18 protein-coding genes and 1 tRNA gene are annotated in these 20588 nt (G+C 66.7%); 12 read left to right on the top strand and 7 right to left on the bottom strand.

Translation table 11 applies throughout. The features are described 5' to 3' along the window. Positions 1–9: 9 nt before the first annotated feature. The 3 genes from BRW65_RS09555 to BRW65_RS09545 are packed head-to-tail and all read right to left on the bottom strand — an operon-like array spanning position 10 to position 2895. Positions 10–1278 carry an MCE family protein gene (locus BRW65_RS09555; protein WP_073873872.1) on the bottom strand — a complete coding sequence of 423 codons (1269 nt, stop codon included), beginning with the start codon at positions 1276–1278 and terminating at the stop codon, positions 10–12. A gap of 4 nt (positions 1279–1282) precedes the next feature. After that, positions 1283–2131 (bottom strand): ABC transporter permease, encoded by an 849-nt coding sequence (locus tag BRW65_RS09550; RefSeq protein WP_073873870.1) that lies wholly within the window; start codon positions 2129–2131, stop codon positions 1283–1285. Continuing rightward, complete coding sequence (locus BRW65_RS09545) at positions 2128–2895, bottom strand: MlaE family ABC transporter permease (RefSeq protein WP_073873868.1); 768 nt, start codon at positions 2893–2895, stop codon at positions 2128–2130. The genes BRW65_RS09550 and BRW65_RS09545 overlap by 4 nt, the downstream gene beginning before the upstream one ends. A gap of 607 nt (positions 2896–3502) precedes the next feature. On the opposite strand from BRW65_RS09545, the gene stf0 reads away from it, so the two are divergent. The 3 genes from stf0 (at position 3503) to BRW65_RS09535 (ending at position 5718) form a co-directional block, all read left to right on the top strand. Next, entirely contained in the window at positions 3503–4306 is an 804-nt protein-coding gene (gene stf0, locus BRW65_RS09540; RefSeq protein ID WP_073873866.1) for a trehalose 2-sulfotransferase, read from the top strand. Positions 4307–4430: 124 nt separating this feature from the next. Further along, a complete protein-coding gene (locus BRW65_RS31695; RefSeq protein ID WP_167374022.1) occupies positions 4431–4595 on the top strand; it encodes a hypothetical protein in 165 nt (54 codons plus the stop codon). 4 nt (positions 4596–4599) lie between these two features. Further along, the gene (locus tag BRW65_RS09535; RefSeq protein WP_073873864.1) at positions 4600–5718 is read left to right on the top strand and encodes a YeiH family protein; all 1119 of its coding nucleotides are present in this window, start codon (positions 4600–4602) and stop codon (positions 5716–5718) included. A 16-nt stretch (positions 5719–5734) separates the two neighbouring features. Here the strand turns inward: BRW65_RS09535 and BRW65_RS09530 are convergent, their stop codons facing one another. After that, positions 5735–7810, bottom strand: a complete 2076-nt coding sequence (locus tag BRW65_RS09530; RefSeq protein ID WP_244168048.1) for a family 2A encapsulin nanocompartment cargo protein cysteine desulfurase — start codon at positions 7808–7810, stop codon at positions 5735–5737. Continuing rightward, a complete protein-coding gene (locus tag BRW65_RS09525) occupies positions 7797–8720 on the bottom strand; it encodes a family 2A encapsulin nanocompartment shell protein (RefSeq protein WP_073873862.1) in 924 nt (307 codons plus the stop codon). Before BRW65_RS09525 ends, BRW65_RS09530 begins: the two co-directional genes overlap by 14 nt. A 386-nt stretch (positions 8721–9106) precedes the next feature. Here BRW65_RS09525 and BRW65_RS09520 point away from each other — a divergent pair, with 386 nt between their 5' ends. The 8 genes from BRW65_RS09520 (at position 9107) to BRW65_RS09485 (ending at position 17959) form a co-directional block, all read left to right on the top strand. After that, positions 9107–10384 carry a thioester domain-containing protein gene (locus tag BRW65_RS09520; RefSeq protein ID WP_073873860.1) on the top strand — a complete coding sequence of 426 codons (1278 nt, stop codon included), beginning with the start codon at positions 9107–9109 and terminating at the stop codon, positions 10382–10384. 9 nt (positions 10385–10393) lie between these two features. Continuing rightward, the gene (cysK, locus tag BRW65_RS09515; protein WP_073873858.1) at positions 10394–11326 is read left to right on the top strand and encodes a cysteine synthase A; all 933 of its coding nucleotides are present in this window, start codon (positions 10394–10396) and stop codon (positions 11324–11326) included. Between the two features lie 2 nt (positions 11327–11328). Next, positions 11329–12015: a serine O-acetyltransferase gene (cysE, locus tag BRW65_RS09510; protein ID WP_073873856.1), complete on the top strand. Its 687-nt coding sequence runs from the start codon at positions 11329–11331 to the stop codon at positions 12013–12015. A gap of 7 nt (positions 12016–12022) precedes the next feature. Beyond that, positions 12023–12442: a thioredoxin family protein gene (locus BRW65_RS09505; protein WP_073873854.1), complete on the top strand. Its 420-nt coding sequence runs from the start codon at positions 12023–12025 to the stop codon at positions 12440–12442. 154 nt (positions 12443–12596) lie between these two features. Beyond that, positions 12597–13718 carry an LLM class flavin-dependent oxidoreductase gene (locus BRW65_RS09500; RefSeq protein WP_073873852.1) on the top strand — a complete coding sequence of 374 codons (1122 nt, stop codon included), beginning with the start codon at positions 12597–12599 and terminating at the stop codon, positions 13716–13718. Next, positions 13715–14836: an LLM class flavin-dependent oxidoreductase gene (locus BRW65_RS09495; RefSeq protein ID WP_073873850.1), complete on the top strand. Its 1122-nt coding sequence runs from the start codon at positions 13715–13717 to the stop codon at positions 14834–14836. The genes BRW65_RS09500 and BRW65_RS09495 overlap by 4 nt, the downstream gene beginning before the upstream one ends. Further along, the gene (locus BRW65_RS09490; protein ID WP_073873848.1) at positions 14833–16218 is read left to right on the top strand and encodes an NtaA/DmoA family FMN-dependent monooxygenase; all 1386 of its coding nucleotides are present in this window, start codon (positions 14833–14835) and stop codon (positions 16216–16218) included. The genes BRW65_RS09495 and BRW65_RS09490 overlap by 4 nt, the downstream gene beginning before the upstream one ends. A 94-nt stretch (positions 16219–16312) precedes the next feature. Continuing rightward, positions 16313–17959, top strand: coding sequence for an NAD-dependent malic enzyme (locus tag BRW65_RS09485; protein ID WP_073873846.1), 1647 nt, complete (start codon positions 16313–16315; stop codon positions 17957–17959). A 166-nt stretch (positions 17960–18125) separates the two neighbouring features. Here BRW65_RS09485 and BRW65_RS09480 read toward each other — a convergent pair. Further along, positions 18126–18198, bottom strand: a tRNA-Asn gene (locus BRW65_RS09480). Between the two features lie 129 nt (positions 18199–18327). Here BRW65_RS09480 and BRW65_RS09475 point away from each other — a divergent pair. Next, on the top strand, positions 18328–18606 hold the full coding sequence (locus BRW65_RS09475) for a hypothetical protein (RefSeq protein WP_073873844.1): 279 nt from the start codon (positions 18328–18330) through the stop codon (positions 18604–18606). Here BRW65_RS09475 and dnaG read toward each other — a convergent pair. Continuing rightward, positions 18581–20572, bottom strand: coding sequence for a DNA primase (dnaG, locus tag BRW65_RS09470; RefSeq protein WP_073873842.1), 1992 nt, complete (start codon positions 20570–20572; stop codon positions 18581–18583). The two genes, BRW65_RS09475 and dnaG, sit on opposite strands and share 26 nt — an antisense overlap. Between the last annotated feature and the right edge of the window lie 16 nt (positions 20573–20588).

The raw sequence follows: 20588 nt of genomic DNA, 5'->3' as shown, positions 1-20588 counted from the left end.
TTCGTCTTTTCACGGCGGCGGTTGTCCCCCACGGTAGAAGTAGCGCGGCGCTTCCGGCGGGTTCTTCGTGGTCGGGAACCAGTTCGCCCACCACGGGTTGCCGACGGCCATGTTGGTTCGGATCTCGTTCGGGGCGGCACCCCACCCGGTGTCGGTCACCAGCGCACGCACCGGGAAGTTGGCGCTCGGGTCGGGCAGCGACCCACAGCTGGGCTTGCCTCCCGGGCCGCCGGTGGCATTGGTTTTCGGTAGGTGTTTCGGGTACCGGTACGGATCGTCACCGAACAGCAGCCCGGCGTCCAAGATCACCGAGTAGCCGTTACCGCCCAACGCGTCTCGCCCGCCGTGGTCCACGTACCACTGCGCGCCCTGGAACAAGCAGGTGAAGGTCGGCGAGTACTTGTTCAGCAGCGCCGTGGTCGGATCGAGCAGGTTGATCGACCGTACGATGTTGGATTCGTTCCTGCCGATGACGTTGATGCCGGTCTGGCTCAAGCCGACCGCCGACAACAACAGCGTGTCAAGCGACCGTTGGTTTTCGGTCAGGGTGGTGCTAGTCGTCGCCGCTGAGTCCAGGATCGACAGAATATTCTGGGCCGCGCCCGAATAGATCGCTGTCGTCTTGCCGAACAGCCTCCAGTCCTTGTCGATGGTGTCCATGCGGGGATTGACGGTCAGCAACACGTCGTTCGCCCCGGTGATCGCCTGCCCGAGCCGTTCGCCCTTGCCGCGCAACGCTTCCGAGAAGGCGGACAAAATAGCGTTCAGCTTCGCCGGGTCGATCGCATGGACCACCGACTGGAGATTCTCGAAAACGGTGTTGACCTCGACCGTCACGTTGCGGGAGTGCAGCACCGCGCCGGGCTTGAGTGGGGTCGCGCTGGGGTGTTCGGGCACGATCAGGTCGACGTATTTCGACCCGAACGCCGTGGTGGATTTGATCTCGGCCTCGAGGTTGCTCGGCAGATATTTGAACGGGCCGGGCTGCATCTTGAGCTGTAGCTGAGCCGCTTTCACGTCGGTGCCAATCGACGCCACCTGGCCGACCTGCACGCCGCGCAGCTTGACCTTGGCGCCCTGCTCCATCACGAGCCCGGCCCGGTCCGACACCAGTGTCAGCGGGATCGATTCCTGGAATTTGCCCGAGAATGCCCCCGCGGTCAACGCGATGATCGTCCCGACGAGGATGAACAGAGTCGGCGCCCACCAGATCGGATCGATTCTGCTGCGGCGAGCCCGATTCCGTGGCCCCGGGCCACTCCCCCTGTGATTGCTCATGCGGTCATCCCGACAGGTTGAAGTTGCCGGACTGCCCGTAGACGGACAACGAAATCGCCAGGCAGACAAACGCCGTGACGATCATCGATGACCGCACCGAGCGCCCGACAGCCTCCCCCACCCCGGCGGGACCACCTGTCGCGGTGAAACCGTAGTACGTGTGCACGACCATCACGCCCGTCGCCATGGTCAGCGCCGCCAGAAACGACCAGAACAAGTCGGTCGGCCGCAGGAAGGTGGAGAAGTAGTGCTCATATACCCCGCGCGACTGGCCGTAGCTGTAGATCGTCAGGAACTTGGCCGCGATGAACGACATCAGCACCGCGACGGCGTAGAGCGGGATGACGACCAGGATTCCGGCGATGATCCGTGTCGACGACAGGTAGGTGATGGCGCGGATGCCCATCACCTCCAGCGCGTCGATCTCCTCATTGATCCGCATGGCCCCCAGTTGGGCCGTCGCGCCGGCACCGATCGTGGCGGCCAGGGCCAGGCCGGCGGTGCACGGCGCGATCATCCGAACATTCAAGAAGGCCGACAGAAATCCGGTCAGCGCCTCGACCCCGACGTTGGACAGCGTGTCGTAGCCCTGGACCGCGACCAGGGCGCCGGTGGTCAGGGTGAGGAAGCCGATGATGCCTACGGTGCCCCCAATAACCGCCAAAGCTCCTGTGCCCATGCCCATCTCGGCGATCAGCCGCAATAGTTCGCCTGGATAGCGGCGTACCGCGTCGATGATGTTGGCCAGTGATTGCCCGTAAAACGCCGTCTGTTCACCGAGCTTGCGGGCGTAATCGGTGACCTTGGGGCCAACGCCGATGATCCACGACGGTTGCCGCGCTGCGTCGGTCATTTCGCGGTGACCTTCACGCCGAGCGCGGTGAGCACGATGTTGATGAAAAACAATGCCATGAAAGAAAAGACCACCGTCTCGTTGACGGCGTTGCCGACACCGGTAGGACCGCCGCCCACGGAAAGGCCCTTGTAGCAGGCGATCAGGCCCGCCGACAACCCGAACAGCGTGGCCTTGATCAGCGACGTCACTACCTGAGGAAGCCCAGTGACGAGGGTCATGCCTGCGACGAAAGCGCCGGGGGTGACGTGCTGAACGAAGACCACGAAAACGTAGCTTCCCGCCAACCCGGTGACCGCGACCACCGAGTACAGCAGAACCGCGACGAACGTGGCGGCGATGATGCGCGGAACAACCAGGGCCTGAATCGGATCGACGCCGATCACCTTCATCGCGTCGATTTCCTCGCGAATGGTGCGCGCGCCCAGGTCGGCGCACATCGCCGTCGACCCGGCACCGGAGACCACCATCGCCGTGACGACGGGCCCGACCTGCGTCACCGACGCCAGACCCGCGCCGGCCCCGGACAGGTCACCGGCGCCGATCTCGACCAACAGGATGTTCAGGACGAACACGATCAGGACCGTGTACGGGATGGACAGCATGATCGTCGGAAAGATGGAAACCCGGGCAACGAACCAGATCTGCTCGAGCAACTCCCGCCACGCCCACGGGCCCCGCACCGCGGCGACCAGCGCTTGGGCGCAAAGCACGAAGAAATCGCCCAACGCGTTCATGGGCTTCGCGATGGTGGAGCCGTTCACAAGGTTCGCCCCGCCCGACCGCCGTTCATATGGCCCAATCCCGTGTTCCATTCTCGTAATGCAATTAATGCGCCGGCAATTAGCCAGGGCGAAAGCGCCGGTTGTTGTTACACGCCGACCGCGGTGTCAATTTGCGCGCCTATGATCACGCGAGGAATTTACGGGCAAACCCAACACCGCGTCAGGGTTGGAATCAACACGAAGCTAAATTGGCCAACCGCGAGCAACCCCTCGCGCACGGCTCGTGCCGTCTGCACACCCGGCACACGAAAATAGAAGAAACCCCAGGTTGTGGCGCTGATTCCTGTTTGAGTTCAGGCCGCGGGGCTCCCAGCCGGTGGAGCGCGAAGAGACGCGGGCCAGCAAGCGGCGAATGTCGCAGACTTCGCGGAGCGGCTCGGCAGCGGCGACGCGGAATGGCCGCTCGTCTCTTGACGAGTTTTTCGTTGCCAACAAGCTAGTTGAGCGCCCACGGCCACCGTCCCATTCGGCTATCGCCGCCAAACGACACGGTTCGGATTATCGATGTTCAAAGCAAGGGTTAGGTTCAGGATGAGGCTAAAAGCACCGATAGCGACAGCATTTCCGCCCGGATACGCTTGCTCGAGTGACCGGTACCCCGTCTTCCTACCTGGTGTTGGCGTCCCAACGGAGCGGCAGCACGCTGCTGGTCGAGTCGCTGCGCGCGACCGGCGTCGCGGGCGAGCCGCAGGAGTTCTTTCAATACCTGCCGGCCACCAGCCAGGCGCCGCAGCCGCGCGAGTGGTTCGCCGGGGTGGAGGACGAATCGATCCTGAGCCTGCTCGACCCGCTTGACGCCGGGACGCCCGACCTGGCGCCACCGGAGATTTGGCGGGACTACATCCGCACGGTCGGAAGGACACCGAACGGCATTTGGGGTGGGAAGCTGATGTGGAACCAGACGCCGCTCTTGCTGAACCGCGCCAAGAATCTCCCGAATCGCAGTGGCGACGGCCTGTTGGCCGCCATCACCGACGTGGTGGGCGAAGAGCCGCTCTTCATCTATGTGCATCGGCCCGACGTGATTTCGCAGGCGGTGTCGTTCTGGCGCGCGGTGCAGACGCGGGTGTGGCGAGGCCGGCCGGACCCGGCTCGTGACGCACGCGCCACCTATCACCCCGGCGCGATCGCGCACGTCGTCACCATGCTGCGCGCCCAAAATGAGGGCTGGCGGAATTGGTTCGCCGACGAAGGCGTCAACCCGATGGAGATCCCGTATCCGGTGTTGTGGCGCAACCTGACTCAGGTCGTGGCCGCCATTCTGGAGGCGCTCGGACTCGACCCACGGCTGGCCCCCGAACCGGTATTGGAACGCCAGGCCGACCAGCGCTCCGATGAGTGGGTGGATCGGTATCGTGCGGATGCCGAGAAGCTCAGCCTACCAACCTGACCGCGGCGGAAACACCCTAAATTCAGGGCGAGCCAATCACTTGGTCCGAACCGCCCGACACGTCACCATTCCGTCAGCGGCCGTGCGGCACCCGGGCCGTCAAACGCGAACGAGGAGCGGTCACGTGGGTGAAAGCGGTCCTGGTGACGGACGCGAGGAAGAGGCCGCGCAGCGGCCCGGCTGGCCCGCGCGGCTCGGCTCGATCTCGGTGGACTGGTGGGCGACCGCGGTGGCCGGAGTAATCGTCGCGCTGGCGGTGGCCAACGTGCTTCCGAAGATTCCGTGGTGATCGGGTGAGCACCCTTCGCGCCGAGCCCGACGAGACGTCCGTCGAGGCCACTTTCACCAGCACGCGCCCGCTCGACTACGTGCCGGGCATTCTGCTTCTCATCGGCGTCGGGCTGCTGGGCAAGTACGCCCAGGTCTGGTGGAACGGGCTGGCCAAACACCACCGCTGGACCGTGCCCGACATCGAATACGTGTTGTGGGCCATCGTGATTGGGCTGCTGATCACCAACACCATCGGCCTGCACCCCATCTTCCGGCCCGGCGTGCTGACCTACGAATTCTGGCTCAAAGTCGGGATCGTGGCGCTGGGTTCGCGTTTCGTGTTGGGCGATATCGCCAAACTGGGCGGGATCAGCCTGGTGCAGATTCTGGTGGACATGACGATCGCCGGAACGATCATCATCGTCGCGGCGCGCGCGTTCGGGCTGTCGGGCAAGCTCGGCTCATTGCTGGCGATCGGAACGTCCATCTGCGGGGTGTCGGCCATTGTGGCGGCCAAGGGCGCTATCCGGGCCCGCAACTCCGATGTCAGCTACGCGATCGCGGCGATCCTGGCCTTGGGCGCGGTGTCGCTGTTCGTGCTGCCGCCGCTGGGGCATGCGATCGGGCTGACGGATCACGAATTCGGCCTCTGGGCCGGCCTTTCCGTGGACAACACCGCCGAGACCACGGCCACCGGCTACCTGTACTCCGACCATGCCGGCAAGATCGCGGTGCTGGTGAAGTCGACCCGTAACGCGCTGATCGGATTCGTGGTCTTGGGCTTCGCCCTGTACTGGGCCGCGCGGGGCCAGGCCGACGAGATCGCGCCCGGGGCGAAGGCCAAGGCCGCGTTCATCTGGGAGAAGTTCCCGAAGTTCGTGCTGGGCTTCCTGGTGGTCTCCGCGATCGCGACGGCGGGCTGGCTGACCAAGGGCCAGACCGCCAACCTCGCCAACGTGTCGAAATGGGCGTTCCTGCTGACCTTTGCCGGGGTGGGGCTCAACACCGACATCCGCCAGATCGCGCGCACCGGATGGCGACCGCTGGTGGTCGCGGTCATCGGGCTCACGGTCGTCGCCGCGGTCTCCCTGGGCATCGTGTTGCTGACGTCGCGCGTGTTGGATTGGTACACGGGCACTTAGCCGCGGGCTTGGGCCGTCAGCCGACGTTGGTGCCGCCCTCGGCGATCCTGCGCACCGCGCGGAGGAACACGTCGATCTCCTCGAACGTGTTGTAGAACGCGAACGACGGGCGAACGGTGGCCTCCAGCCCCAGCCGCCGGAGCGCGGGCTGCGCGCAGTGATGCCCGGCGCGGACCGCGATGCCTTCGGCGTTGAGCGCCTTACCCACTTCGAGCGGCTCGTGTCCCGCGAGCACGAAGGACAGCACGCTGGCCTTCTCGGTCGCGGTGCCCACCAACCGGACGCCGGGAATGTCGGCGAGGCGCGGCGTCGCGTACTCCAGCAACGAGTGCTCGTAGGCCGCGATGCGTTCGATGCCCAACCGCTGCACGTAGCGCAGCGCCTCGGTCAGCCCGACCGCGTCGGCGATGTTGCCGGTGCCGGCCTCGAACTTGGTCGGCGGCCCCTGATATAGCGAGCGTTCGATCGTCACGTCGGCGATCATGTGCCCGCCGCCCTGCCACGGCGGCGTCTCCGTCAGCGCCTCCTCCGTACCGTAGAGCGCGCCAATTCCGGTGGGGCCGTAAATTTTATGTCCCGAGAACACCAGGAAATCGGCGCCCAGCTCGGCAACATCAACGGGCACGTGTTGAATCGATTGGGCGGCGTCGATCAGCACCCGTGCCCCATAGCGATGACCCAATTCCACGATCTTGTCCACCGGGACCACCGTGCCCAGCGCATTGGACACCTGACTGGCGGCCACCAGTTTCGTCCTAGGACCGAGCAGCTCCTCGAATTCGCTCAGCAATAGGTTGCCGGCATCGTCGATCGGCGCAACCTTCAGGATCGCTCCGGTCTTCTGCGAGACGAGTTGCCAGGGAACGATGTTCGCGTGGTGCTCGAGATGGGTGATGACGATCTCGTCACCTGGTTGTAGGTGCTTGCCGCCCCACGCGTGCGCCACCAAGTTGATGGCTTCGGTGGTGCCACGGACGAACACGACGTTTTCGGAGCTTGGCGCGCCGATGAAATCGGCCACGGTGTCGCGGGCCTCTTCGTACGCGTCGGTGGCCCGGGCCGCCAATTCGTGTGCCGCGCGGTGAATGTTGGAATTCTCGTGGGCGTAGAAGTGTGACAGCCGGTCGATCACCACCTGTGGCTTCTGGGTGGTCGCCGCGTTGTCGAACCAGATCAACGGCTTTCCGTTGACGACTTCCTTCAGGATCGGGAAATCCGCCCGGATCGCGTTGACGTCGAATACCTCGTGCTCATCAGGCAGCCGTGGCACCGTCTCCGCAGCGTTGAGGAAGTAGTAGTCGCGCTCGTCGCCGGCCGGCGTGTTCGGTGTCGCGGGTGCCGCATGCGACCAGCGCCGATCGCCGACCGACGGCACCTCGGGCAACGCGAACGGCGCCGCGTATGGCGCGGACGCGGTCGAAGTCTGGTGACCGACGGGGCTGGTGGGCGCGGAGCCGGCCAGCACGCCTGGCACCGTCGGCACGATCCCATGGGTCGGCACGGCGAAGGAGCTGAGATCACCGGTGGGCAGGTACGGCTCCGCGACGCCACCCGTGGCGATACCGGCCGACGGCGCGGCCGTAGTGCCGGGAACGTTGCCGCGGGGAGCCACCGGCACCGTCTGCGGGGGTGCTTCGGGTTCGCGGGAGGTTGGGGCTGGCAGATAAATGTCCGTGAGACCCAGTGCCGGCACCGGCGCGGGATACAAGTCCGCGACGCCCGCCGCCGCCTGCCCCGCTGACGCGCCGGCGGTGGTGTCGGGCGCATTGCCCCGCGGGGCAACCGGCACCGTCTGCGGCGGCGGCTCGAGCTGGTAGGACGTCGGGGCCGGCACGTAGGTATCAGTGACAGCGAGCGCTGGCGCCGGTGTTGGGTAAACGTCTGCGGTGCCCACCGCGGTCTGCCCAGCCGATGTAGCAGCAGTCGTGTCCGGCACGCTGCCACGCGGCGCGACCGGCACCGACTGAGGGGGACTGTCCGGGCCCGGCCGGATGCTGGCGGCATACAGCTGGGTGGCCAGCGCGGCGAGCTCCGCGGCGCTGATGGGCAGGTCGCTTTCCGCGTCTACCGCTCGGTACTCACTTGTACTCATGGAACTGGTCCACGGCGACATCGTCCAGCACGGCGAGCGCGTCGTCGGTAAGCACGGCCAGGGAGGTGTAGAGGGTCACCAGGTAGGTCGCGATTGCCGACTGGTTGATGCCGGTGAATCGCACCGACAGCCCTGGCGCCTGCTCGCCGACCAGGCCCGGCTGGAACAGGCCGACCACGCCTTGGCGTTCCTCCCCGGTGCGCACCAGGATGAACTTGGTCTTGCCGTCTTCCACCGGCACCTTGTCCGATGGGATCAGGGGGATGCCGCGCCAGGTGATGAACTGCGCGCCGAACAGGCTGACCACCGGCGGTGGCACACCACGGTAGGTGGCCTCGCGGCCGAACGCGGCGATCCCCAGCGGGTGGGTCAGGAAGAAGCTGGGCGTCTTCCACACCTTGGTGATCAGCGCGTCCAGGTCGTCGGGCGCCGGAGCGCCCGCCAGGGTCTGGATGGTCTGCTCCGGAGTCGCCTGGGCCAGCAGCCCGTACTCGGGGCTGTTGACCAACTCGAACTCCTGGCGCTCCTTGATCGTCTCGATGGTCAGCCGCAGCTGCTGCGCGATCTGGTCGTGGGGACTCGAGTACAGGTCGGAGACGCGAGTGTGGATGTCAACGAGGGTCGAGATGCTCCGCAGCGTGTATTCGCGCGGGCTGGTCTCGTAGTCGACGTAGGTCTCCGGCAGCGGTTCTTCGGTGCCCGCACCCGCTTCGGCCTTGATCGCGACGCCCTCCGGGTTGACCACCCGGTTCACCCGATACAGGCCCGCTTCCACCGGCACCCAGCTGAGCAGGTGCAGCAACCAGCGGGGCGTGATGGTGGAAAGCTGGGGGACGGTCTTCGTCGCGTTGGCAAGCTGCCTAGCTGCGAGGTCGCCGAGTGCCTGAGACTCGTTTTGAGCCGACGTCATCGTGGTCCTTCCATGCTCGATCAAGCGTTGCAGCGTGGTGCGGCAGGTCCATGATCACCCGCTGTGACCAGGTTCGCGCGCCGAGCCTAGGGGACTCCGGGGACGGCGCAAAGCATTACTCCCGTGCTGAATTAAAGGGCCGTAAAGCACCCGCAATCTGACAGTGATCTTCGTCTGGGCCTATAGTGGGGCCATGCAACAGGCCGTTCAGCCGCGCTTCGTTCCTTCGCGCATCGCCGCCTGCTGTTGTTGTCGCTGTTGTTGATTTCCTGACGCCCTTAAGACGCAGTAGAAATCCCGCGCCCTGCCCTTGGATCGGGCTACCACCGCCCCGCGGTCGCCAGGCGCGCGTTCGCCAGCAGATTCTTTCAGGAAGACAACCACCCATGACAGTGATGTCACTACCCACCCGCGCCTCCGCGCCGGTGGAGACCCGCCACCGGGTTCTCGTCAAGCCGGCAACCGAAGTCGCGCGGATGACGCGCTACCGCGGGGGCACCTACTCCCATACCGTGGACACGGTCGTGTTCGCCGACGGCAGCTCGGCCCGAACCGACCTGATCAGGGTCAATCCCAACCTGCACGCGTATTCCTTGGACTTCTTCGGCATCGCGCCTCATGAGCCATCCCGATACCGCTTGGACAGCTGGTCGGCGCTACCCCACCTGCGCAGCCGCAACCACGAGGCCGAGGTCGACTGGATCCTGCGCAACTCCTTCCCGATGCGCACGACGGCCGAACTGAGCGAACAACTGCGCGCCGCGGGCACCCCCCTGGGGCGGGCCCACATCACCGAACACGAGGCGATCGCCGCCACCCAGGCCGCGGTCTGGCATTTCACCAACGGTTTGACCCTGGACACTCGGCCCCTCAACGTACCCGTCAAGGTGCGCCGAGCGGCCGGACGCGTGATGAGCTTCGAATTCGACGGCGAACCGCAACTCGGTGGTTACTCGGTGTGGGTCGACTCCGACGCCGCCGTCGGCCTGAAGCTCCAAAAGTCGACCGACGGCATTGCATGGCAAGACATTTCGCGTTCCCAGCTGACGGTGGACGCGGGCAAGGGCCGTCATCGACGCACGCTCGGAGTGGGCAGCACACTGTCGGCCAGCAGCCACGGCAGCGGCGGGCGTGGCTATCGCCATTACCGACTGATCGCGACGACCGACGCCGCCAATCCGACCATCGACCATGTTCGCTTCTGGCTGACCGGCGCCCGCCACTACCGCAATGCCGATCGAATTGTGCACCTCTACAATTATCTGATCACTGGGGCGCGCAAAGCCTCGAGCGATACGGTGGAACCACAACTAATCGATACCGAAGCGACCGCCAATTCGGAGCTCATAGGACCGTTTCAAGTGCCAATCCCGTTGACGCTCAACGTCGGTGACGGACACGAACTCGTCGGCTCCGACGGCGAGACGGTCGTCGGCACTGTGCAGGCGGGCACGGACTTTTACCTGCGGCCCGCACCGGGTACGTCCACAACGACGGTCACCGCGACAACACCGGAAATCCTCACCGGAAGGGTGCTGACCGGAATCGCGTTAGAGGGGGCAGGACATGGATTCACGCCCATTGCCCTGACCGTGCCGACGGCCGTGGCCATCGAATTCGACATCAGCTGGCAGACCGACGAGTCATGTACCGACATCGCCTGAGGAAGACAGATGAGCATCGCAGATAACGTCACACAACTGATCGGGAACACGCCGCTGGTCCGGCTGAACCGGGTCACCGAGGGGGCGGTCGCCGACGTCGTGGCCAAGCTGGAGTTCTTCAACCCCGCCAACAGCGTGAAGGACCGCATCGGCGTCGCGATGCTGGATGCGGCCGAGCAGGCGGGGCTCATCAAACCCGACACGATCATCCTGGAGCCGACGAGCGGAAACACCGGCATCGCGCTCGCGATGGTGTGCGCGGCGCGCGGCTACCGGTGCGTGCTGACGATGCCGGACACGATGAGTACCGAACGCCGAATGTTGTTGCGCGCGTTCGGCGCAGAAATAGTCCTGACGCCTGGGGCCGAAGGGATGGCGGGGGCCATCGCAAAAGCCGAGGAGCTGGCCAAAAACGACCAACGGTATTTCATCCCGCAACAGTTCGAGAACCCCGCGAACCCCGCGATCCACCGCAAGACCACCGCTGAGGAGGTGTGGCGAGACACCGACGGCAAGATCGACTTCTTCGTTGCCGGGGTGGGCACCGGGGGAACTCTCACCGGCGTCGCTCAGGTCATCAAGGAGCGCAAGCCGTCGGCGCGATTCGTGGCCGTGGAGCCCGCCGCGTCACCGGTCCTGTCCGGCGGCCAGAAGGGGCCGCACCCGATCCAGGGCATCGGTGCCGGATTCGTCCCGCCGGTGCTCGAGCTGGACCTGGTAGACGAGGTCATCGCGGTCGGCAACGAAGAATCGCTGGATATGGCACGTCGGTTGGCCCGGGAGGAGGGTCTGCTGGTCGGCATCTCCTCGGGCGCGGCCGTGGTCGCGGCGCTGCAGGTGGCCCGCCGGCCGGAGAACGCGGGCAAGCTGGTCGTCGTGGTGCTGCCGAGCTTCGGTGAGCGGTATCTGAGCACCCCGCTCTTCGCCGACCTAGCGGATTAGCCATGCTCGCGGACATTCGACGTGACATCCGGGCCGCCAGGGAGCGCGACCCGGCCCGCCCGACCACGCTGCAGGTGATCTTCGCCTATCCGGGTGTGCATGCGATCTGGGGCCACCGGATCAACCACTGGCTATGGAAGCGCGGCGCCAGGCTCGCCGCGCGGACGTTTGCGGAGGTCTTGCGCATCCTCACCGGAGTCGAGATACACCCGGGTGCGGTCCTTGGCCCGGGGCTGTTCATCGACCATGCGACCGGCGTGGTGATCGGCGAGACTGCCGAGGTGGGCGAGGACGTGACCATCTACCACGGCGTCACCCTCGGCGGTAGCGGACGGGACACTGGCAAACGCCACCCGACCATCGGCGACCGGGTGATCATCGGCGCCGGCGCCAAGGTGCTCGGCGCGATCAAGATCGGCGACGACAGCCGGATCGGGGCCAACGCCGTCGTCGTCAAGGAGGTTCCGTCGAGCGCCGTGGTGACCGGGGTACCCGGACAGGTCATCAGCCGCCACGGGCGAAGCAGCCCGGACGACTCGATGATGCCCGACCTCGTCGGCGTCAGTCTGCAGTCGCTCCTCACCCGGGTAGCCCGGCTGGAGGCGGCCAACGACGGACAACAACAGTCCGAGCTGGTGATCCGCCCACCGGAGGCCGGGGTATGGCACGGCGAAGACTTCTCCATCTGAGGATTTCGTGAGCACTCTTGTCATAGCGGGGACGGCGCTGCTCGCGGCGCTGGCTGTCGCCACGGCGGCCGGCGCGATGGTCAATCGACGCTCCGGGGTGCTGCGCGAAACTAGCCCTGATTCCCAACCGGACACGTCCGACCTTGGCTTGGCACAGACGGGGCCGACCGTGGTGCACTTCAGCGCGGCGTGGTGTGGTCCATGTGCGTCGGTGCGGCGCGTGGTCGACCAGGTCTGCGCCGCTCTTCCCGACGTGTCGCACGTGGAAATCGATATCGACGCCAATCCCGCCGCCGCCAAGCGGCTGTCGGTGTTGTCACTGCCGACCACATTGATCTTCGACGCCGACGGCCGTCAGCGCTACCGTAGCGCCGGAGTGCCGAAGGTCGGCGACCTGCGGGCGGTGTTGCAACCGCTATTGGCTTAGCCCTCGAATCATCAAGTCATCGAACGCCTTTCTACCCCCGCGCGCGGCGTGAGCTCGGCGAAGTATTACTCACGGTGAACTTAACGCGGCTACGGAATGCACGGTCACCCGCGGCGTTGCACAGTGGGTTATCGGCTGCAACGGAAGGCGTGCCATGACCGAGCTACATCTGGCCGTGGGGCTGGACGGCTACGGCTGGCACCCACACGCTTGGCGATACGCCTTCGCGCACAACGCCACCGGCGGCGGACACCTCAGCGGCCGGTACTGGGGCGCCCTGGCCGGCGTCGCGGAGCGGGGCCTGCTCGATTTCTTGACGATCGACGACTCATTCGACGCGCAGCCGGGGCGGCGGCCCGAGATATCCCCACGGCGGCTGGCGGGCCGCGCGGACGCCGTCCTGGTCGCCGCCCGCGTCGCGCCCGTCACCAGACACATCGGTTTGGTGCCCGTCGCGACCGTCACCCACACCGAGCCCTTTCACGTGTCCAAAGCGATTGCGACGCTGGACCATATCTCGCACGGCCGGGCGGGCTGGCAGGTTCGGGTGAGCGCCACCGCGCACGAGGCCGCGTTGGTGGGGCGGGGCAGCCGCATCGAGGCAGACGAGCTGTTCGACGAGGCCGCCGACGCGGTGGAGGTGGCGCGGCGGCTCTGGGACAGCTGGGAAGACGACGCCGTCATCCGTGACGTGGCGACCGGGCGTTACATCGACCGCGACAAGCTGCATTACATCGACTTCGCCGGCAAGTACTTCTCGGTCAAAGGCCCGTCCATCACCCCGCGGCCGCCGCAGGGCCAACCGGTGGTGCTGGCGCTGGCGCACGCGTCGCGGGTCTACGAGTTCGCTGCCGCCGGCGCCGACGTCGTGTTGATCACCCCGCACGACGACGACTCGCTGCGCTCGATCCTGCGCGACGTCGCCCAAGCGCAGCGGGCCACGGGTCGTTCGCTCAAGGTGTTCGCCGACCTCGTCGTCTCGCTGGCCGAAGACCCACTGACGCCCGCCGCCGCCATCTCCTCCGACGCGCACGTATTCGCCGGCAGCGCACGCCATTTGGTCGAGCTGCTCCTTCGTTGGCAGAACACCGGCGTCGACGGGGTGCGGCTGCGGCCCGCGGTCAACGCGATCGACCTGCCCCTGATCGTCGACGAGCTGGTGCCGGCGCTGCAGCGCGCCGGGGTGTTCCGCACCGCCTACCGCGACGGCGAAACACTGCGCGAGCGGCTCGAATTGGCCTCCGCACCCAACCGCTACGCGGCGGTGGCGCGGTGACCGTCACCCCGCTGTCCATCCTCGACCTGTCCCCGATCAGCGCCGGGTGCGACGCCGTGACGGCGCTGCGCAACACGATTGACCTGGCCCAGCACGCCGAACGATGGGGTTACAAGCGCTACTGGCTCGCCGAGCATCACTTCGTCGCGGTGGCCAGCTCGTCGCCGGCGGTGCTGATCGGCCAGATCGCGGCGGCCACCGACCACATCCGCGTCGGCTCGGCCGCGGTGCAGATCGGCCACACCACGCCGATCGCGGTCGTGGAGAGCTTCGGCATTCTCGATGCGTTTTACCCGAATCGTATCGACATGGGCCTGGGCCGATCGGGGCATCGGCGCAAGGAAGCCGCATCGTCGCCGCCGCCGGCACCTTCGCCCGCGCCGGGGCCGTGGCGTGAAGTCGACGGTCTGGTCATTCCCCCGCCCTTTGACCCGACACCGCTGATGAAAAGCGATCGCTTCCGCGCCCAGGCGTCGGTACTCACCCAGCCATGCGCGGTACCACCCGATTTCGCCGATCAGCTCACTGACATCGAAGCGCTGCTCGACGGTACGTACACGGTCAATGGGCAAGACCTGCATGCCGTTCCGGGCGGAGACGGCCAGCTGACTCCGTGGATCTTCGGCAGCACCCGCGGGCAGAGCGCGGAGGTCGCCGGAGCGCGCGGGCTGCCGTTCGTCGCCAGTTACCACATCACGCCGGCCACCGCGTTGGACGCGATCGGCGCCTATCGTGAAGCGTTCCGGCCGTCCGCGCGCCTGGCCAGGCCCTACGTGGTGGTCTCGGCCGACGTCGTGGTCGCCGAGGACAGCGCCACCGCACGTCACCTTGCGTCAAGCTATGGGCACTGGGTGTATTCCATCCGGAGCGGGCAGGGCGCCATCCCCTATCCGGATCCGGATCTCTGCGAGCCCCTCACGGAGGACCAACTCGGGCTGGTGGTAGACCGCACCGCAACACAATTCGTCGGCAACCCGGACGAGGTCGCCGATCGGCTGGAATTGCTGCGCCGAGCGACCGGCGCCGACGAACTCGTGATCACATCGGTCACGCATCGGCACGCCGACCGGCTGCGCTCGCACGAGCTGATCGCCAAGCGCTGGGGGCTGACCGGATGAGCGCGCGAACTGTCAAGCGCCGCAAGCAGATAATCCTCGGCGCGCATTTTCCCGGGGTCAACAACACCACCGTGTGGTCCGATCCCGACGCCGGCAGCCAGATCGCGTTCGAATCGTTCGTGCACCTGGCCAGAACCGCCGAGCGCGGACTGTTCGACTTCTTCTTCCTGGCCGAGGGCCTGCGGCTGCGCGAACACCGCGGCAAGATCCACGACCTCGACGTGGTGGGCAGACCCGACACGTTCACCGTGTTGGCCGCCCTCGCCGCCGTCACCGATCGGCTCGGTCTGGCCGGGACCATCAACACCACCTTCAATGAACCTTACGAGGTGGCAAAGCAATTCACGACGTTGGATCACCTCTCCGACGGACGCGCCGCGTGGAACATGGTCACCTCCTCCGACGCGTTCACCGGGGAGAACTTCCGCCGCGGCGGGTTCCTCGACCACGCCGACCGCTACAAGCGGGCCGAGGAATTCATCACCGTCGCCCGGCGGTTCTGGGACGGTTGGGCGCCCGATGCCGTACTCGCCGACGTCGATGCCGGAATCTACGCCGACCCCGCCCGGATCCACCCCGTCGAGCACCACGGTGCCCAGTTCGACGTCCGCGGCGTGGCCTCGCTACCCGCCGGCCCACAGGGCCATCCGGTGCTGCTGCAGGCCGGTGACTCCGACGATGGCCGTGACTTCGGCGCCCGGCACGCCGATGCCCTGTTCACGCTGCACGGATCGCTGGAGGCGGGTCAGCGTTACTACGCCGACGTCAAGAACCGCGCCGTCGCCTACGGGAGGGATCCGGACCAACTGAAGGTCCTGCCCGGCGCGACGTTCGCGCTCGGTGATAGCCCCGAAGAGGCGGAGGACAACGCGCGTCACATCCGCGAGCAACAGGTCAGCGGCCCGACGGCGATCGCGTTCTTGGAGCAAGTCTGGGGAACCGACCTGTCCGCCTACGATCCCGACGGGCCCCTGCCGGACGTCGATCCCGTCGAAAATCCCGATATCACCCGGGGACGCGTCCGCCATGGCGATCCGAAAACGGTCGCGGCGACTTGGCGGGCCCGCGCGCAAGAAGAGAACCTGTCGATCCGCCAGCTGATCATCGAGGTGACGAGTCGCCAGCAGTTCGTCGGGACACCGGCGCAGGTCGCCGACGAGATCGATCGCCATGTGCAGTTGGATGCCTGCGACGGTTTCATCCTGGTGCCACATCTGACGCCACGCGGCCTCGACGAATTCGTCGACAAGGTGGTGCCACTGCTGCAGGAACGCGGCAGCTTCCGCACCGCATACCGTGGCGCGACGCTACGCGAACACCTGGGCTTGCTGCCGGTGTCGGGCTGGTCGAGCGGTCGGCCGGGCGTCGCGGTCGGCGGCTGACCACTCCGCGCTTCGACCGCTTTTTCAAGATGCGTTCACCGCGATCGACGCTACGGTTGGCCTGAAGGGCTGAGTCACCGGAGGTGAGATTGCGATGTACGACGCGCACGCGCCGCGGATCCCGCCGGCACTGGCCTCGCCGAGCCTGAACCGGGGAGTCGGCTTCACCCATGGGCAGCGGCGGCAGCTGGGCCTGATCGGACGGCTGCCGTCGGCGGTGCTCACGCTCGACCAACAAGCCGACCGGGTATGGCATCAATTGCAGAGCCTGGCAACGGATCTGGGCCGCAACCTGTTGCTGGAGCAGTTGCATTACCGCCACGAGCTGCTCTACTACAAGGTGCTGGAAGACCATCTGCCCGAGCTGATGCCGGTGGTGTACACGCCCACCGTCGGCGAGGCCATTCAACGGTTTTCCGACGAATACCGCGGACAGCGCGGGCTTTTCCTGAGCATCGACGAGCGCGACGACATCGAGGCGGCCTTCGAAACCTTCGGGCTGGAGCCCGACGACGTGGACCTGATCGTATGCACGGACGCCGAAGCCATCCTGGGCATCGGTGACTGGGGTGTGGGCGGCATCCAGATCGCGGTGGGCAAGTTGGCGCTGTACACCGCCGGCGGGGGCATCGACCCGCGCCGCTGCATCGCGGTCTCCCTCGACGTCGGCACCAACAACGAACAGCTGCTGCAAGATCCGTTCTACTTGGGCAACCGGCACGCGCGAGCCCGCGGCGAGGAGTACGACGGGTTCGTCAACCGCTACATCGAAACCGCGCACCGGCTCTTCCCGAAGGCAATCCTGCATTTCGAGGACTTCGGGCCGTTGAACGCGCGACGGATCCTGCACGACTACGGCGAGAAGTACTGCGTGTTCAACGACGACATCCAGGGAACCGGCGCGGTGGTCGTGGCGGCCGTGTACGGCGGCTGCCACCTCACCGGGGTGCCGATGCGCGACCAGCGCGTGATCGTCTTCGGCGCCGGAACCGCCGGGATCGGGGTGGCCGACCAGATCCGCGACGCCATGGTGTCCGACGGCGCCTCCGTCGAGCAGGCCGCGGCGCAGATCTGGCCGATCGACAGGCAGGGCCTGCTGTTCGACGACATGGACGACCTGCGGGATTTCCAAGTGCCCTATGCGAAGAACCGGGCCGAGCTCGGTGTGCCGCCCGGGAACCGGGTGGGCTTGGTGGACGCCATCAAGCTCGCCTCCCCCACCATTCTGCTGGGCTCTTCGACCGTCTTCGGCGCCTTCACCGAGAAGGTCGTGCAGGCCATGACCGCGTCCTGCGAGCGCCCGATGATCTTCCCGCTGTCCAACCCGACCTCGCGGATGGAAGCCATGCCGGCCGACGTGTTGCAGTGGTCCGACGGCAAGGCGCTGATCACCACCGGCACCCCCGTCGCGCCGGTCGAATACGACGGCACCACCTACACGATCGGGCAGGCCAACAACGTGCTGGTGTTCCCCGGAATCGGGCTGGGCATCATCGTGGCGGGCGCCCGGCTGCTCACCAAGGGAATGCTGCAGGCCGCCGCGAAAGCCGTTGTGCAACAAGCGAGCCCGTCAAAACCGGGGGACTCGTTGCTGCCGGACGTCAAGGACTTGCGCGCCATCTCGACGGCGGTCGCCGAAGCCGTCTATCACGCCGCCGTCGCCGACCAGGTGGCGACGCGGACGCACACCGACCCGCGGCAGGCCGTTCTCGATACCGTGTGGACCCCGGCGTACGACTAGCGCGCTTCCGATGAGGCGGCGCCCGGGTCGTTCGGGTGCGGCGCCAGCGGCGTGGGCTTCGGCGCTCCCCTCATCGAGGCTGTAATCCTGCACGCGCGCACTCGCACATTGTCTGCAGATTTACAGGCTCGACGCGCGGAGCACCGGAGACCCAGTCTCAACCTTGCTCCCCCGCCTGGACTCGAACCAGGAACCTATCGGTTAACAGCCGAACGCTCTGCCAATTGAGCTACAGGGGATCAACACGATCGCGGGACGACTCTAGCGTACTGGCATAACCGCACCCAACTGGACAGGGACGGATCGGACGCGCACGCACCGGGCCGGGTGAGGCAGGATGGAATGGTCGATAGTCGGGAGGAACGCTTTTGATCCGGTATGTCGTGGTGCTGGGACTGGGTTACGTGCTGGGCTCGAAGGCCGGGCGCCGCCGCTACGAGCAGATCGTCGGCACCTACCGCGCGCTGACCAGCAGCCCCGTGGCCAAGTCGATGATCGAAGGGGGGCGCCGCAAGGTCGCGAATCGCATCTCCCCGGACACCGGCTTCGTGACCGTCGCCGAGATCGACGACCAAACGGCCATCATGGAGCGCGGCGATGAGCTGGCGGCCGACGAGGCCCTCACATCGTCAGATCGTCGCCGTTAGCCTGCTCCAGCAGGCTGCGGCGGTAGGCCTCCATCGCGACCAGGTCGCCGAATAGCGCGTGGTACTCGTCGCCCTGCTCGATCGGCGACATGCGCTGCAGCTTGGACTTGACCTCGGCGATCTGCCGGCCCATCCACACCTCCTGCAAGCGCGCCAGCACGCCGGCGATGTAACGCACCAGCTTCTCGTCGTCGTCGACCTGGATTGCCTCCACACCGAGCTCGCTGACCAGGCCCGCGGTGAGGTCCGAGCCGGCCCGCTGGCGCACCGCGTCGATCCACTGCGCCCCCGTCATGCCGCTCGACGTGCCGCCCGCGGCCTCGATGGCCGCACGAACCGCGGCGTAACCGGGATGGGTGAAGCTTTCGACCGGCAGGGTATCGAAGACCGGCCCGGCCAGCGCCGGGTACTGCAGCGCCGACTTGAGCGCCGCACGCTGCGGCCTGAGCGTCGGATCACGAGGGTCCGGGAGTGTGGCGGTGGGTCGGCCCGAGGCCGCGGCACGAGGCTGCTGAGCGGCGTTCCGGGCGGCGTTCGGCCCGGAACCGCCCCGGGCCGGGGCCGGCGCCTTCTTGGCCTGGCTGCGCACCCGGTCGATGACCTGCGCCACGTCGTCCCAGCCGACCCAACCGGCGAGCTGGCGGGCGTACTCGTCGCGCAGCGTGGGGTCCTTGATCTGGCTCACCATCGGTACGCAGCGGCGCAGCGCCGCGACCCTGCCCTCGGCGCTGTCCAGGTCCATCTCGGCGATCGCGGTGCGGATCGCGAACTCGAACAACGGCGTGCGCCGCGCCACCAGGTCGCGCAGCGCGCCGTCACCGGATTTCAATCGCAGGTCGCACGGGTCCATGCCGTCCGGGGCGACCGCGACGAAGGACTGTCCGGCCAGGTTCTGCTCGCCGCCGAAGGCCTTGAGCGCGGCCGCGCGCCCGGCCGCATCGCCGTCGAAAACGTAGATCAGCTCGCCGCGGAAGAAACTGTCGTCCATCATCAGCCGGCGCAGCATGGCCAGGTGCTCGTCGCCGAACGCGGTGCCACACGACGCCACCGCGGTGGTGACCCCGGCCAGATGCATGGCCATCACGTCGGTGTAGCCCTCGACGACCACCGCCTGATGCCCCTTGGCGATGTCGCGTTTGGCCAGATCGATGCCGAACATCACCGACGACTTCTTGTACAGCAGCGTCTCGGGCGTGTTGATGTACTTGGCTTCCATCGGATCGTCGTCGAAGAGCCGCCGGGCGCCGAACCCGATCACCTCGCCGGCCGCGCTGCGAATCGGCCACAGCAACCGCCGGTGAAAACGGTCGATCGGACCGCGACGGCCCTGCCGCGACAGGCCGGCCGCCTCCAGCTCCTTGAACTCGAAACCCTTGCGCACCAAATGTTTTGTCAGTGAGTCCCATCCCGACGGCGCGAATCCGCAGCCGAAGCGGTGGGCGGCGTCGGCGTCGAAGTTCCGCTCCGTCAGGTACTGGCGGGCCGGGGCGGCCTCCTCGGATTCCAGCGCGGCTGCGTAGAACTCGGCCGCGGCCGCGTTGGCCGCGACGAGCCGGCTGCGGCTCCCGCGATCGCGCTGCACACTGGTGGCCGGGCCGGTGTAGCTGATGGTGTGGCCGATCCGGTCGGCGAGCAGCTCGACGGCCTCGACGAAGGTGACGTGTTCGATCTTCTGGATGAACGCGTAGACGTCGCCGCCTTCGCCGCAGCCGAAGCAATGGAAGTGTCCGTGGTTGGGTCGAACGTGGAACGACGGCGACTTCTCGTCGTGAAACGGGCACAGCCCCTTGAGGGAATCGGCACCCGCGCGCCGCAATTGGACGTAGTCGCCGACCACTTCCTCGATGCGGACCCGCTCACGGATGGCGGCGATGTCGCGATCGGGAATCCGGCCCCGGCCCTTGGGCCGGGCATCGTCGTCCCCCGCGCGCGGGTGGTGACCCCACGAACCTGCCGGGCTGGACATCGGCTCAGTCTAGAGC

This window comes from Mycobacterium paraffinicum (genome assembly GCF_001907675.1).
GTDB lineage: Bacteria > Actinomycetota > Actinomycetes > Mycobacteriales > Mycobacteriaceae > Mycobacterium > Mycobacterium paraffinicum_A.
This window is presented reverse-complemented; position numbering and strand designations above follow the sequence as displayed.